At 44.9% G+C, this 13,681-nt stretch carries 9 protein-coding genes; 5 read left to right on the top strand and 4 right to left on the bottom strand.

Annotated elements, in window-relative coordinates:
• Positions 1-74 precede the first annotated feature (74 nt).
• Together AACV78_RS27830 and AACV78_RS27825 are read right to left on the bottom strand one after the other, a co-directional pair.
• On the bottom strand, positions 75-2,705 hold the full coding sequence (locus AACV78_RS27830) for an MGH1-like glycoside hydrolase domain-containing protein (RefSeq protein ID WP_194013080.1): 2,631 nt from the start codon (positions 2,703-2,705) through the stop codon (positions 75-77).
• 39 nt (positions 2,706-2,744) lie between these two features.
• Positions 2,745-3,557 (bottom strand): SDR family oxidoreductase, encoded by an 813-nt coding sequence (locus tag AACV78_RS27825; RefSeq protein WP_194013081.1) that lies wholly within the window; start codon positions 3,555-3,557, stop codon positions 2,745-2,747.
• A 558-nt stretch (positions 3,558-4,115) separates the two neighbouring features.
• Here AACV78_RS27825 and AACV78_RS27820 point away from each other — a divergent pair.
• Positions 4,116-5,480 carry an NAD(P)/FAD-dependent oxidoreductase gene (locus AACV78_RS27820; RefSeq protein WP_228042506.1) on the top strand — a complete coding sequence of 455 codons (1,365 nt, stop codon included), beginning with the start codon at positions 4,116-4,118 and terminating at the stop codon, positions 5,478-5,480.
• A 129-nt stretch (positions 5,481-5,609) separates the two neighbouring features.
• Here the strand turns inward: AACV78_RS27820 and AACV78_RS27815 are convergent, their stop codons facing one another.
• Positions 5,610-6,584, bottom strand: coding sequence for a VOC family protein (locus AACV78_RS27815; RefSeq protein ID WP_194010785.1), 975 nt, complete (start codon positions 6,582-6,584; stop codon positions 5,610-5,612).
• Between the two features lie 288 nt (positions 6,585-6,872).
• Here AACV78_RS27815 and AACV78_RS27810 point away from each other — a divergent pair, with 288 nt between their 5' ends.
• A complete protein-coding gene (locus AACV78_RS27810) occupies positions 6,873-7,937 on the top strand; it encodes an aldo/keto reductase (RefSeq protein WP_194010786.1) in 1,065 nt (354 codons plus the stop codon).
• Positions 7,938-8,340: 403 nt separating this feature from the next.
• Here the strand turns inward: AACV78_RS27810 and AACV78_RS27805 are convergent, their stop codons facing one another.
• The gene (locus AACV78_RS27805) at positions 8,341-9,156 is read right to left on the bottom strand and encodes a cobyrinic acid a,c-diamide synthase (protein WP_194010787.1); all 816 of its coding nucleotides are present in this window, start codon (positions 9,154-9,156) and stop codon (positions 8,341-8,343) included.
• Positions 9,157-9,475: 319 nt separating this feature from the next.
• On the opposite strand from AACV78_RS27805, the gene AACV78_RS27800 reads away from it, so the two are divergent.
• The 3 genes from AACV78_RS27800 to AACV78_RS27790 all read left to right on the top strand — a co-directional run bounded on the left by AACV78_RS27800 (position 9,476) and on the right by AACV78_RS27790 (position 13,578).
• A complete protein-coding gene (locus AACV78_RS27800) occupies positions 9,476-9,790 on the top strand; it encodes a Mo-dependent nitrogenase C-terminal domain-containing protein (RefSeq protein WP_194010788.1) in 315 nt (104 codons plus the stop codon).
• A 391-nt stretch (positions 9,791-10,181) separates the two neighbouring features.
• Positions 10,182-11,045 carry an Npun_R2479 family HD domain-containing metalloprotein gene (locus tag AACV78_RS27795; RefSeq protein ID WP_194010789.1) on the top strand — a complete coding sequence of 288 codons (864 nt, stop codon included), beginning with the start codon at positions 10,182-10,184 and terminating at the stop codon, positions 11,043-11,045.
• Between the two features lie 607 nt (positions 11,046-11,652).
• Complete coding sequence (locus AACV78_RS27790; protein ID WP_194010790.1) at positions 11,653-13,578, top strand: alpha-amylase family glycosyl hydrolase; 1,926 nt, start codon at positions 11,653-11,655, stop codon at positions 13,576-13,578.
• Positions 13,579-13,681 lie beyond the last annotated feature (103 nt).

The following is a 13,681-nucleotide window of genomic DNA, read 5'->3' as shown; positions in this document are numbered from 1 at the left end:
GTTGGGGGGGGTAATATCTAGCGCTACTTTATGAAATTGGTATAAACATCGATTCAAACAAAACATTGTCAATTTTATGGTTTGTCGCTCACTTGCTGGATTAGTTTCGCCACCACAGCAGTCCATCCCGTCTGGTGAGACGCGCCCAATCCTGCACCGTTGTCGCCGTGAAAGTATTCGTGAAACAAAATCAAATCCTGCCAGTGAGGATCGTTTTGAAACTTTTCCAAACCGCCATAGACTGGTCTTTTACCATCTTTACCTCTGATAAAAATGCTATTTAGTCGCTGCTCTAATTGCAAGGCAACTTCCCATAAATTCATCATAACTCCAGAGCCAGTAGGAAATTCTACTTGGAAGTCATCGCCGAAATAATGGTAATATTTTTGCAGCGATTCAATTAATAAGAAATTTAACGGAAACCAAATCGGGCCGCGCCAGTTTGAGTTCCCACCAAATTGATCGGTTGTAGACTCAGCAGGCTCATAGTCTACCTGATATTTAATGCCATCCCACTCAAAGATAAACGGATGTTCTAAATGATAGCGAGAGAGGGAGCGGATGCCGTAGGGCGAGAGAAATTCATTTTCATCGAGCAGCCTTTTTAGGACGCGCCGCAATGCTTCGGGGGTGGTAATTGAAAGCAGCCTGCGCTCGCCGACTCCGGGAATTTCCATACTGGCAATATTATTTGTCAGTTCCGGGCGGTTCTTCATAAACCAATCGATTTGCTCTTTAAATCCCGGCACTGTTTCTAATAATTCAGTTTCCAAGGTATCGACGGCAAATAGTAGCGTCATTCCCACCATTGAGCGGACTTTGAGCAAGCAACATTCACCGTTAGGCAGAGACAGAGCATCGTAATAAAACCCATCTTCATCGTCCCACAAACCGATTTTTTGGGAACCGACATGGTTGACAGCATCGGCTATGTGAAGGAAGTGTTCAAAAAATTTAAGCGCCATGTCCGAGTACACTGGATCTTCGCGGGCAAGTTCTAAGGAAATGGCTAACATATTCAGGGCAAACATTCCCATCCACGCAGTACCGTCTGCTTGTTCCAAATAGCCGCCAGTCGGCAAGGGTTTACTGCGGTCAAATACCCCAATATTATCTAAGCCTAAAAAGCCGCCTTGAAACAAATTTGCACCTTGAGGATCTTTGCGGTTTACCCACCAAATAAAGTTGAGCAGCAGTCTGTGAAACATCCGTTCTAGGAAGTCCCGATCGCCTTTACCTACTCGCTTTTCTTCAATTTTATAAACTCGCCACGCCGCCCAAGCTTGCACGGGCGGGTTGACATCTCCAAACGCCCATTCATAGGCGGGAATTTGACCGTTTGGGTGCATATACCACTCGCGAGTTAGCAGCAGCAATTGGCGCTTGGCAAAGTTAGCATCGATTAAGGCGATCGGTATGCAGTGAAATGCCAAATCCCAGGCTGCAAACCAAGGATATTCCCATGTGTCTGGCATGGAAATTACTTCTTCTGCATAGAAGTTTCGCCAGTCAGCATTGCGACCGTTTAAACGCTGCGCCGGCGGTTCTGGTTCTGCTGGATCGCCTCGCAACCAAGTGCGAACATCGTAGGCGTAAAACTGTTTAGTCCACAATAAGCCAGCAAAGGCTTGACGCTGTACGTTGCGGACATCTTCCTCAAGATTTGGAGTTAGGGATTCGTAAAATTCATCGGCTTCTTTTTGCCTTTGAATGAAGGTGTCTGCAAACTCTTGGCTAAAAGCATTGTCGGTATAAACATCAGTAAATCTGAGTTTAATAACTGCGGTTTCTCCTGGCTCAATTTTTAGGTGATAGCGGGCGGCAGCTTTAGTGCCAAGTTGAGCGGGATTTACCGCTTCTTGGCGATTGTGAACGATTAATTCGTGGAAAGCATCTTTAACATAAGGTGAGGTATTGGCGACACCGTACAGGCGCTGTAGGTTGGTTTCATTTTCAGTAAATAGCAGGGGAGGATTGTCTTGACAAAATAGCCAGCGATCGCCATATTTTGGATGGTTAGTTTTGATAACTCCATCGCCCGATCGAGCCACATACGCTGATTTTTTGCTATCCGTCCAAGACCAAGTATTGCGAAACCATAAAGTAGGCAATAAGTCAAGGGTTGCTGTTTCTGAACCTCGGTTAGTTGCGCCGATCCGAATACAAATATCTTCTGGGGATGCTTTGGCGTATTCAGCAACGATATCGAAATAGCGATCGCCCTCAAAAATTCCCGTATCCATCAACTCATATTCGGGCTGAGATTTGTCGCGCTTGGCATTTTCCTCAACCAACAAGGTATAGGGATATTCCTGCTGCGGATATTTGTACAGCCACCGCATATAAGAATGAGTTGGTGTATTGTCTAAATAGAAGTAGTATTCTTTGACATCTTCTCCGTGATTTCCTTGACGGTTGGTAAGTCCAAATAAACGCTCTTTCAAAATCGGATCTCGGCCGTTCCACATTGCTAGGGCGAAGCAGAGTTGACCGTGGCGATCGCAAAATCCCCCTAATCCATCTTCACCCCAACGGTAGGCGCGCGATCGCGCAGCATCGTGAGGGAAATACTCCCAAGCCTCACCCTTTGGCGAATAATCTTCGCGGACTGTTCCCCACTGGCGATCGCTTAAATAAGAACCCCAGCGGTTCCAGTGCGCTTTCATTTCAGCATTTTCTTGAATTCGTTTGTCTTCAGCACCCATTTAGTCGGTTCCGCCAGATTTTAGATTATATAATCTCGATTAGCCGCCTGTAGCAAATCCGGGATACAAAGTCATGCCGCCATCCACAAACATCGTTGCACCGCAGACATAATCCGAGTCATCCGAAGCGAGCCAAACAGCAGTTTTAGCAATATCTTCTACTTCTCCCACTCTATTGTAAGGAATAAGTTTTAACAATTTTGCTTCGGCTTCTGGTGTATTCCATGCTGATGTATTGATGGGGGTTTTGATTGCCCCTGGCGCAATACTATTAACTCGAATTCTCTGGGGTGCAAGTTCTTGGGCAATACTCCGCATCATCATATTAATACCGCCTTTACTAGCAGCGTAGTTGACGTGACCCGCCCAAGGAATTACCTCATGTACTGAACTCATGCAAATAATTTTGCCCGCAGCCGCAGAAATATGAGGCTGTACGCCCCGCCGCATAAATTCTTTAGCAGCTTCTCGCGCACACAAAAACTGTCCGGTTAGGTTGACTCCAATCACTAAATTCCAGTCGTCGAGTGTCATTTCTGTAAAAGACGAATCTTTTTGCAGGCCTGCGTTATTAACCAGGATGTCGATCGTACCAAATTCCTCGATCGCCTGACGGAACATAGCCTTAACTTCGTCTTCTTTGCTGACGTCGGCACCAATGGCGATCGCTTCTGCACCCCCGGCTTTGATATCCCCGACAATTTTCTGTGCCTCTTCACCTCCAGAGTGGTAATTCACTGCAACAGATGCGCCTGCAGCAGCTAAAGCACGGGAGATCGCTTCGCCGATGCCAGAACTTCCGCCCGTTACCAGAGCTTTTTGACCTTTAAGAAGCTCAGGGGAAAAGCTCATATTTTTTCTCCGTCATTTTGAAAATTTATTTGATATTTATTATATAGACTCTCTTTGTCAAATTGATAACAAACTTGTGTAAAATTTGTCATAAAAATTTTTAATACAAGAGATTGCTTTAGGTAAAGTTTATGCTAGTTCTACCGTCTAGCCATTACCAATTAATTTTATTTATACCTTGAGAAATATATAATTTTAAATTATGTCTTTCTTAAGGCAGATACCTTTGAATAAGAATTACCCTAATATCATGTCCTGTCAATTAACCGCAGTCAGATTCGATCGCGCGTGCGGAGTTGGGTTGTCCGCAGGGAGCTGACACTCACTGACGCACGCGCCAACCATTTTTGCGATCGCAATCGACCGAACACGATCTAAGTTGAGGTTATACCATTTTTCTTTCATATGTGGTATAGATGAAGTCTTAGCCCCCCTTTAGTAAGGGGGGGTTGGGGGGGTAATGTCTAGCGCTACTTTATTTCATTGGTATTAGTTAGAATCAAGCTGCATTTTTGTATAATTAGTGCATCCAGAAAATTATCAAATTTAACAGACAGTATGATGAACAACACAATCTATCAAACTGTAATTGTAGGTGGCGGCTTTGCTGGACTATTTACAGCTTTGCACTTGAGCCACCAACACTATCCCCGTTCTGTAATTTTGATCGAAAAAGAGGATCGCTTTTGCTTTAAGCCGTTACTTTACGAATATTTTAGCGGCGAAATGGGTGCAGAAGAAGTTTGGCCGCGCTATGAGGAATTGCTAAAAGGTAGCGGTGTAATTTTTGTTAAAGATGCCGTTCAATCCATCGATTTACAACAGCGAGAAGTCAAAGTAACATCGGGAGATGCTTACAATTACAGCAATTTAGTTTTGGCGTTAGGTAGCGTTACAGGATATTTTGGAGTCGAGGGCGCGCGAGAAAATGCGTTCCCTCTGCGTACCGGAGAAGATGCGATCGCCATTGACAAACACCTGCGCGACTGCTTCCAACAAGCTCTTCAGATTCAAAGTGCCCAAAAGCGCCGCAAACTCCTGACTGTCACCGTCATAGGTGCTGGAGCTTCCGGCGTGGAAATGGCAGGTACCTTAGGCGATTTACTGCCAAATTGGTATGCTGCAATGGGCGGCAATGCAGAGGAAGTGCGGGTCGTTTTACTCAATCACGGCGAGCAAATCCTGGAGAACGATATTAACAGTCACCTGCGCGAAATTGCGACAAATGCTCTGCAAAAACGCACAGTACCAGTAGAATTTATTATGGAGGCAAAAGCGACAGCTATTCGCCCCAACGAAGTAGAATATCAGCGCCACGGACAGGCGAAAACTTTATCAACAGGTACAGTGATTTGGACGACAGGAACTAACATTAATTCGCTGATTAAAGGTTTGGAAATTCCTGATGAATCACGAGACAAACACGGTCGCCCTTTAGTGAACCCTACACTGCAACTGCTCGATTTTCCTGAAGTTTTTGCAGGGGGAGATTGTGCAGCAGTGCAAGGCAATTCTTTACCTCCCACCGCTCAAGTTGCTTATCAGCAGGGAGCTGCAATCGCTCACAATTTGAATGCTCTGGCTTTGGGAAATGAGCTAAAACCTGCGGAAGTTAACCTGCGGGGAACGCTGCTAAAACTGGGGATAGAAGAAAGTGCGGCTAACATTTACAATAGCTTTGAAGTTACCGGAGAACTCGGTCATTTAATCCGCCAAGGTACTTACTTAGAGTTATTGCCGACTCCCGTTCATAATTTTAAAGTAACAGGGGAATGGCTGAAAGATGAAATTTTCGACCGCCACTTGCACCCGATTCACACTGCCGATGTGGTTAAATGGGTTGGCGGTGCGGTAGTCGGCGTTGTCGTGGCCCGAAAATTGATGCAAATGTTAGGAGATGACAAGGAAAGCACAGCTAGTTAATGGCTGAAATTTAGCAATTTTTTGAAATAGCTTAGTTTGTAATATCAAATCCTCTCTTCATCGGAATAGTAAATTCAGGCGTTGACTGTTAACTGTTAACTGTTAACAGTCAACAGTTAACAGTTAACATCATTCCGGTTCAACGGGAATTGATGTCAGTAAGATTGCGTGTCCGTCAGGATCTTTGACGAGGCAACTTTGGCGGAAAAAACTGGAATCATCTCCAAATTGCACGAGCTGCGGCGATATAAACTCAACCCCATTTTCTCGCAACTTTTCCAATAGTCGATCGAGCTCGTTAACAATTAGTTGGACTTGCATACGAGCAATATCGCAACTTTTCCAATCCCTCGGTATGGGGCGGCCTTTTGGAGTAACTAAATAGTCTAAGAGTTCAATTCCTAAACCGCCTTGAATCGGCCGCAGTGCGGTGATTTTGACTTTAGCTTCTGGCAAATTATCGAGGCGAACTTGGGTTTCGCCTTGGTTGAGGCTGCCTCCCTTAATTTGCATTCCCAGTAAGTCGCGGTAAAAGTGGAGACTTTGCTCGGTGTTGCTAATCGCGATCGCGCTGTGATCGATTCCTAAAAAGCAGCGATCGCTCTTTTGATGCCACTTTTCTTGTCCTTTGTCCTCCGGGAACCAAATTAGCTCTAAATCGTGGCCGTCAATGTCTTTAAATTTAAAAGCTCTCACGCCAGCAGCTTCTTGATTTTCCGGCGGTATTGTTTGGGGTGCAGTGGAGATGGGGACAATGGGAAAAGAGCGCAGGTGTGCAAAGGCGCGATCGATATCACTGACTGCAATTGCCAAATGTTGAAACCACAAGTCATTACTTTGGGAATCTTTGGGAATGGGTTTTCCCTCAACGTTCAGATATTCCATCAACTCAATTTGTTCATCTCCAAGCTGCAAAGTAACAATGCGGATTTTTGCCCCCTCAACACCTTCGAGCTCGCTGTAATTTTGCCCTTCAACCGTAATATCCGAAACAAATTCAAAGCAGAGTGCTTTGGTATAAAATTCCTGGGAGCGATCGGCATTTGTGACCGTCAATCCAATGGCTCGAATTTTCTGCACTTGTAGAAGAGAAGGGTTATTCATAAACTTGGGAGTGCTTTATCTAAATTCTCAGCAGCGCCGAAGATTGCAGCCCGATGCGAAAAAAATTGGGGAAATTTTCCTCATGCCTCGCCGCTCGACTCCGCTGGTTTTGCCTGAACTTTTAATTGTTTGAGACAGCCTAGCATTTTAAACATAACAATAGCAGTACGTCCTTGGAAAGATGCGATCGCCCTCCCGCTTTCCTAGGATTGTAAAAGTTGACAGCTTGCAGTCCACAGATTGTCTGGTAGAGAGTGAGTTCTAGTATTTTAAAAAAAGGAGAGATTTGTGGGTATTAGCAGACGCGAATTGTTGAAGGTAACTTCTGCTTCGAGTTTAGTTGCAGCAGGAATGGCAGCTTCAGAAGGTTTTTTTAAACCCCTATACGCTCAAGATGAACCGCGCCAAGTATACGATCGAAGTGAAGCTGCCGGTTCTGAGAGTTTGAGCGGCGAAATGAGTTACAGGACACTGGGACGCACAGGAGAGCGAGTGTCTGCAATTGGCTTAGGCGGACACCATATCGGACGGCTTCGAGAGGAGCAAGAAAGTATTAAGCTGATTCGCAGTGCGATCGATCGCGGCATCAATTTCATGGACAACTCCTGGGACTATCACAACGGACGCAGCCATCGATGGATGGGGCAAGCGCTCAAGGACGGCTACCGGCAAAAAGTTTTTCTGATGACGAAGCTCGACGGTCGCACCAAGGGCGCTGCTACGATGCAGATTGACGACTCGCTGAAGGCATTGCAGACCGATTACATCGACCTGATGCAGCATCACGAAGTTATTCGCATGGAAGACCCCGATCGCATCTTTGCCCCCGGTGGAGCAATGGAGGCTGTGGTGGAAGCTCAGAAAGCTGGCAAGATTCGATACATCGGGTTTACCGGACACAAAGATCCTTTGGTTCACCTGCGAATGCTGGAACTTGCCGCTCAACACAATTTCCGTTTCGACGCGGTACAGATGCCGCTCAACGTGATGGACGGCCATTTCAGAAGTTTTGAGAAACAAGTTTTGCCCGTGCTGGTGCAGAATCAAATCGGCGTATTGGGGATGAAATCGATGGGCGACTCCTACGTTCTTAGAAGCAACACAGTTACGCCGATCGAATGTCTGCACTATGCGATGAATCTGCCGACTTCAGTTGTGATTACTGGGATCGATACCATGCAGCTTCTCGATCAAGCATTTGAGGCAGCCCGCACGTTTAAGCCGATGGATGCAGCACAAGTTGCGGCGATGCTCGATCGCACTCGCTCTGCGGCGGCAAAAGGTCAATACGAACTGTATAAAACCAGCAGTCAATTTGACAGTACCGCCATGAATCCATCCTGGCTGGGATAAGCGCTTTTGTATCGACGAGCGGCAGAGGAAGCCTCCAGCGCATCTGTATTTTGCTTTGTACCGTGCGAGTTCTTGAGGTGCTCGCACGGTACAAAATACTGGCTCTTCGGGGACGCTAGCCCTGTAAAAAAAATGCTTTTTGCATCGAGTGTCAAGAAAATTGAGACTCGGCTATATGTCGGGCGAGCAATGCACACCTTATACCAAATCCGGGTAACATACCCCCTTTACGATGGAACCGCGAAGATGCTTGTAGCGCGAAGAGAAGAGGAAAGAGAAGAGTCAGAAGATAAAGGGGATGGCAAACTCGGATTTGGTATTATTGCGTACACTCAATAGACGAATCCTCAAAAGCCAGTAAGCTAGCAGGTAAGATGCCCGATTCACAATTAATAGAATCAGTCTAATGAATAAATTGTAAGTCAGTAGGAAATCTTTCTTCTTCTGGTTCTGGATCGTAAATGTAGTCGCAGTCAAACTGGAAAGCTTGAGAGTGGCGGCTGATGGAAAATCCGCATTGAGTCACCATTTCTGTAGTAAAACTGGCCATGACTAACTCAATGAGTTTTCTGTAAGAAATGTTCGGCTGTTGAACGTAATAGGTGCGTCTAGCAAAAAATATTCTCTCATCTTTCGGTACAATTATGCCATTAATTCTGTGGGCGTGTTGAATCGGCTTGATGTAACTTTCAATAAACTGCGACTGACTTTTTTGCAGTCTGGCTAATCTTTCATGTTGCAACCAACTCATTTGAAACACAATTTTAATAAACTCAAAACCCAAAATGTAGTTAAAAACATTATTGCGTTCTTCTGTACTCAAGACAAAGCGGAGCGCGGATTCTAAATATTGATCGGTTTCTCGGCGGGCTTGTTGAGCTGAGTGGATGTAAAATTGTTTGATGTAGCTTCTCAAATCAGATTCGTTCAATTCTTTTTTGACTTGGAATCTGATTAAATACTCTTTGACTCGGTGGAGAGTATCGACATCTTCAAACATTTTTGAGACTAAGCCGTCGGCTGTATAGTCATCTAAAAATTCTGCTTGCAAGTCTGGAGTAGTGGCGCACAAGATGTAGGAAAGGGACAAGACGTAGCGCCGCTGGTTCCAAGGTAAACTTTCGGCCCAAGCTTTAACTTCTACAGGGAGTTTTTCCAGCACGGTATTTGTGTGGGGGCGTTGAAAAAGGTCGGCATTTTTATCATTTTGTTGAATCATTGCCTGAAACCTTCTGTTAGTAAATTGAGCAGGTAATGCTTCGCAGGGAAGTAGTAGGGTAAGGTAGATGCAGGGAGTTAGAAAATATCATAATTTTTTTGCTCTATGTGATGCTACACGGCCTAAAGAGTGCACCCAGTGATCTGTCTCACATTTTTGCGGACTTAGAATCACGACTATGAACTTAATATATCACATTTTAGGGCGTTGGGTATCACAGGAAAAACTTATTCACGTCACTGTCGTAACGGCGGGTTTGATTGATGATTGAGAAGAGTGATTCAGAGCTTTTTGTTGGTAATAACTACTGAGGTCAATCATGAATTCGACTACAAGTATTTTTCCTAAAAATCGGTGTCAATACTTAAGTTTTGGTAAGTTTCTCGTCCAACCAGCGCGACGGTGGCTGGATGGCATTGCAGTGGGCGATCGGCAAGTAGCTCGGTGGTTGTGCCAACTTATACCCGCACAGTGTCCTTTTGAGAGAGATATCCAGCTATGGGGACACCATCTTTTCCACATACCCCCGATGTGCAAACTCAATCCGGTATATGAAGAATTAGTGGGGTTGCGTTTTCGCTCTCTCTCGTTTTTGGCTGACGTATGCGGGGAAGATGTAACGCGGTACTGCTGATTGAGGGGTGTTATACCTCGATCGCCCGTCGAGATCGATTGTTTACTGGGTGCATCGCTCTGCTAGTTGCGAGATTCCAAATTTAAGCCATTATATTTGATAACATTAGTGAATGCCTCTAGATAGGAGCGGGCATTCATTGTGGCAGATAAGTAAAAACTCAGACAAATTTTTAATTATGCCACAGTAGTTCTAGGGTGCGTCACACGCTCAAAAAATCTTGAAATGCGATCGGCTGTTTCGAGGGTGCCGCGCACCTGATACACAGGGTGGAAAACAAAAATTATTGTGTAGCATTAATTTTGACAAATACTAAAATATCAAACGGTAGCATCAAAAAAAATAAGTAAATAAATAATTTAACAAGCTATTTTTGTTCTAGCAAGTGAATATGTTTAACGCAACTGAACTGCTGATTAATACTTTTGTAAATCGGCTAATTGAAGGCTACCGCCACACCTACGGCGGGTTTAAATCTGACTATGGCGAGATTATTGGTTGGGTAGCCGATATGGCTTTACAAAATATTGCGAATAGCGATGCTCTCTACCACAATGTAGAACACACTATTTTAGTGACATTGGTAGGACAAGAAATTTTGCGAGGCAAGCACATCCGCGAGGGTGGTGTTTGCTGCGAACATTGGCTGCATTTCCACATTGCTTTGCTGTGCCACGATATCGGGTACGTCAAGGGCGTTTGTCAGCAAGATAGAACAGATTTGCGACTGTATGCGACGGGCATAGGCGACTTTAAATTAACACTGCCTCGGGGGGCGACGGATGCGAGTTTGACCCCTTATCATGTCGATCGCGCAAAAATGTTTATTGAAGAGCGTTTTGGAGGTCACAGACTGATTGATGCCGAGGAAGTTAAGCGGAATATTGAGTTAACTCGTTTCCCGGTTCCAGCAGGGGAAGATCATCAAAATACTGCGAATTATCCGGGTTTGCTGCGGGCGGCGGATTTAATCGGTCAGTTGAGCGATCCGCGATATTTGCAAAAGGTTGCTGCGCTGTTTTACGAGTTTGAGGAGACTGGTCAAAATCAGGTGTTGGGATATCGCAATCCGGGGGATTTGCGGGACGGGTATCCTAAGTTTTATTGGAATGTGGTGTATTGGTATGTCAAAGATGCGATCGGCTATTTGGAACTGACGCAGCAGGGGAAACAAATTGTTGCTAATCTGAATGCAAATGTGTTTCGGGTGGAGCATTCTGAAGTGGAAGTTGAGGAAGTGGCTGTAGTTCGTTGATTCCCGATAGTTGCGAGAAAGCAATCTCAATAAAATGTATAATTCGCGATCGAATTCAGCAATCCTGTTGATATTGCAGCGCCAAATTTGCGATGAGTTCGACCATTGGGCGAACCCTCGGCATTTCCGCGAGAATTTCGCTCCATTACCACTGTCCGTTAGGATTGAGTTCGATCAAATAAACCGTGTCGTCCTCGTCGCGAATGATGTCGAACGCACCAAAATTTAAACCAAATTCGTCAAGCATTTGATGGAGTTTGTTGAAAAAGTCGATCGGCATTTAAATCAAATATAGAGGCGAGATATTCGGCCAACCCCACAAAAATATCAAAAAAGAAGAGATCCAAAATTTGCGGAAGGGATAAAAAAAGGGGGAAAAGTCCGTGAAGCGCAGCTATCGGCCAGGGAATTGCACAACTACCATCAAACTTTGAGGACTTCAGTCCTCATTACAAACCTATAGACGACTCCACCATCTGTCTAAAGACAGATTTTATTCAACCAGTAAATTCCGTATGATGCTGTAAAAGTTAGTCAGATGAGAAGGCTATCTCCGACTCTAGCTCCGAATAACTGACCAATCTTACTAAATCAAAAAATATCTCTCATGACACCAGTCACTCCAACTCAAACTTCCTCTCAATACGAAACCACCAAACCCGAAGAAAAAATTGAGTCTCTGGTAGCAGAAGTTCAACCAGAAAGCGAACTCGATTTAGAATTCCTCTACACCAGAGACATTGAATTTCGTCAAGAAACAATTTATTTCATTGTAGTCGATCGCTTTCATGACGGCGATCCAGAAAATAACGAAGGCCCAAATCCCGAACTGTACGATCCCGAAGGTAAAGACTGGGGAAAATATTGGGGCGGCGATTTGCAGGGAATTATAGACAAACTCGATTACTTAAAAGATATGGGTGTTACCGCACTGTGGTTGACTCCTTTATTCGAGCAAGTAGAAGCCTTATTTGTCGAACAAGCGGCGATTCACGGCTACTGGATTAAAGATTTTAAACGCCTCAATCCCCGGTTTATTGGTAAAGATGAAAATCCATCTCTCAACAAAACTCAAGAAACTAAAGATACCATATTCGATCGCTTGATTGCTGAGTTGCACAAGCGAAAAATGAAATTTATCCTCGATATTGTCTGCAACCACAGCAACCCGGATTTTAGCGGAAAAAAAGGCGAACTTTACGACGATGGTGTAAAAATAGCTGATTTTAATAATGATAAAAATAACTGGTATCACCACTACGGCGAAGTCAAAAATTGGGAAGATGAATGGCAAGTACAAAACTGCGAACTTTCCGGTTTAGCTACTTTTAATGAAAACAATCCCGAATACCGCAACTATATCAAATCAGCAATCAAACAGTGGCTCGATCGGGGTGTCGATGCTCTGCGAGTCGATACTGTCAAGCATATGCCGATCTGGTTTTGGCAGGAATTTAACGCTGATATTACAACGCACAGACCGGATGTTTTCATCTTTGGCGAGTGGATTTATAGCGATCCGAGAAACGATCTATCTGTCGAATTTGCTAACGAGTCTGGAATGAGTATTTTAGATTTCGGTTTGTGCGTGGCAATTCGGGAGGCGCTGGCCCAAGGCGCTGAAGGTGGATTTCATTTAATCCAAGATGTGCTCGATTTAGATAGCCGCTACTACGGGGCTACGGAGTTGATTACTTTTATTGACAACCACGATATGCCCCGGTTTCAATCGCTGAATCCCGATCCAGAAATGCTGAAGTTGGCTGTTAATTTAATTATGACAACTCGCGGCATTCCCTGCATTTATTACGGTACAGAACAGTACCTGCACGACGATACAAACGGCGGCAACGATCCTTACAACCGCCCGATGATGGACAAGTGGGATACTGATTCGCCGATTTACCGAGACGTGAGGTTGCTATCAGGATTGCGGCGGTTGAATCCAGCACTTTCTATGGGCAGTCAGTGGCAAAAGTATCTTACTCCTGATGTCTATTGTTACGTGCGGCGCTATCGGGATTCATTAGTATTTGTAGCGATGAATCGAGGTGATTCTGTCACCCTCGAATCTGTTGATACTGAATTGCCTGATGGAGAACATACGGATGTTTTGTCGCGCCGCAAGTTTGAAGTGAAAGATGGGATGTTGCAGGATTTAGAGTTGGGTGCGCGGGAAGTAATTATTTTCAGTCATGTGGGAGAGCGGATTAAGGCAAAAACCATTGTGCGGGCGCAGCTTAACAGCGTTGAAACTCAGCCTGGAGAAAGGGTGGCGGTGATTGGAGATTGTCCTGAATTGGGGAATTGGGATATTAGCAAAGCTTACCCGCTGGAATACATTAATACTAATACTTGGTTTGGGGAGATTCCGTTTGATGAAAGTGCGGGGAAGTTGATTACTTACAAGTATGTTTTGCTGCGGGAAGGAGAGTCGCCGCTGCGAGAAAATCTGGTTTGCCGCCGCTGGGTTTTGGCTAGCGAGGGCACTGTGAAATGGCGCGATAAGTGGGCGAGCGGACGGGAGTCTTAATAGTTTGGTGCGGGTTTGTTAAACAATTGTAAGGTGTGCAGCGCGCACCTTACTGATGATTGGCGTGTCAGATTTATGGTGGAGATTGCGCGCCCGGTGACGT

It is taken from the genome of Tychonema sp. LEGE 07196 (assembly GCF_963890365.1).
Taxonomy (GTDB): Bacteria; Cyanobacteriota; Cyanobacteriia; order Cyanobacteriales; family Microcoleaceae; genus Microcoleus.
Note: the sequence above shows the minus strand (reverse complement) of the source record. Positions and strands in the feature narration are given on the sequence as shown.

Bases quoted from the DNA above. Each gene is read 5' to 3' on its own strand.
- AACV78_RS27830 (WP_194013080.1), bottom strand. From the start codon at position 2,705: ATGGGTGCTGAAGACAAACGAATTCAAGAAAATGCTGAAATGAAAGCG.
- AACV78_RS27825 (WP_194013081.1), bottom strand. From the start codon at position 3,557: ATGAGCTTTTCCCCTGAGCTTCTTAAAGGTCAAAAAGCTCTGGTAACG.
- AACV78_RS27820 (WP_228042506.1), top strand. From the start codon at position 4,116: ATGATGAACAACACAATCTATCAAACTGTAATTGTAGGTGGCGGCTTT.
- AACV78_RS27815 (WP_194010785.1), bottom strand. From the start codon at position 6,584: ATGAATAACCCTTCTCTTCTACAAGTGCAGAAAATTCGAGCCATTGGA.
- AACV78_RS27805 (WP_194010787.1), bottom strand. From the start codon at position 9,156: ATGATTCAACAAAATGATAAAAATGCCGACCTTTTTCAACGCCCCCAC.
- AACV78_RS27800 (WP_194010788.1), top strand. From the start codon at position 9,476: ATGAATTCGACTACAAGTATTTTTCCTAAAAATCGGTGTCAATACTTA.
- AACV78_RS27795 (WP_194010789.1), top strand. From the start codon at position 10,182: ATGTTTAACGCAACTGAACTGCTGATTAATACTTTTGTAAATCGGCTA.
- AACV78_RS27790 (WP_194010790.1), top strand. From the start codon at position 11,653: ATGACACCAGTCACTCCAACTCAAACTTCCTCTCAATACGAAACCACC.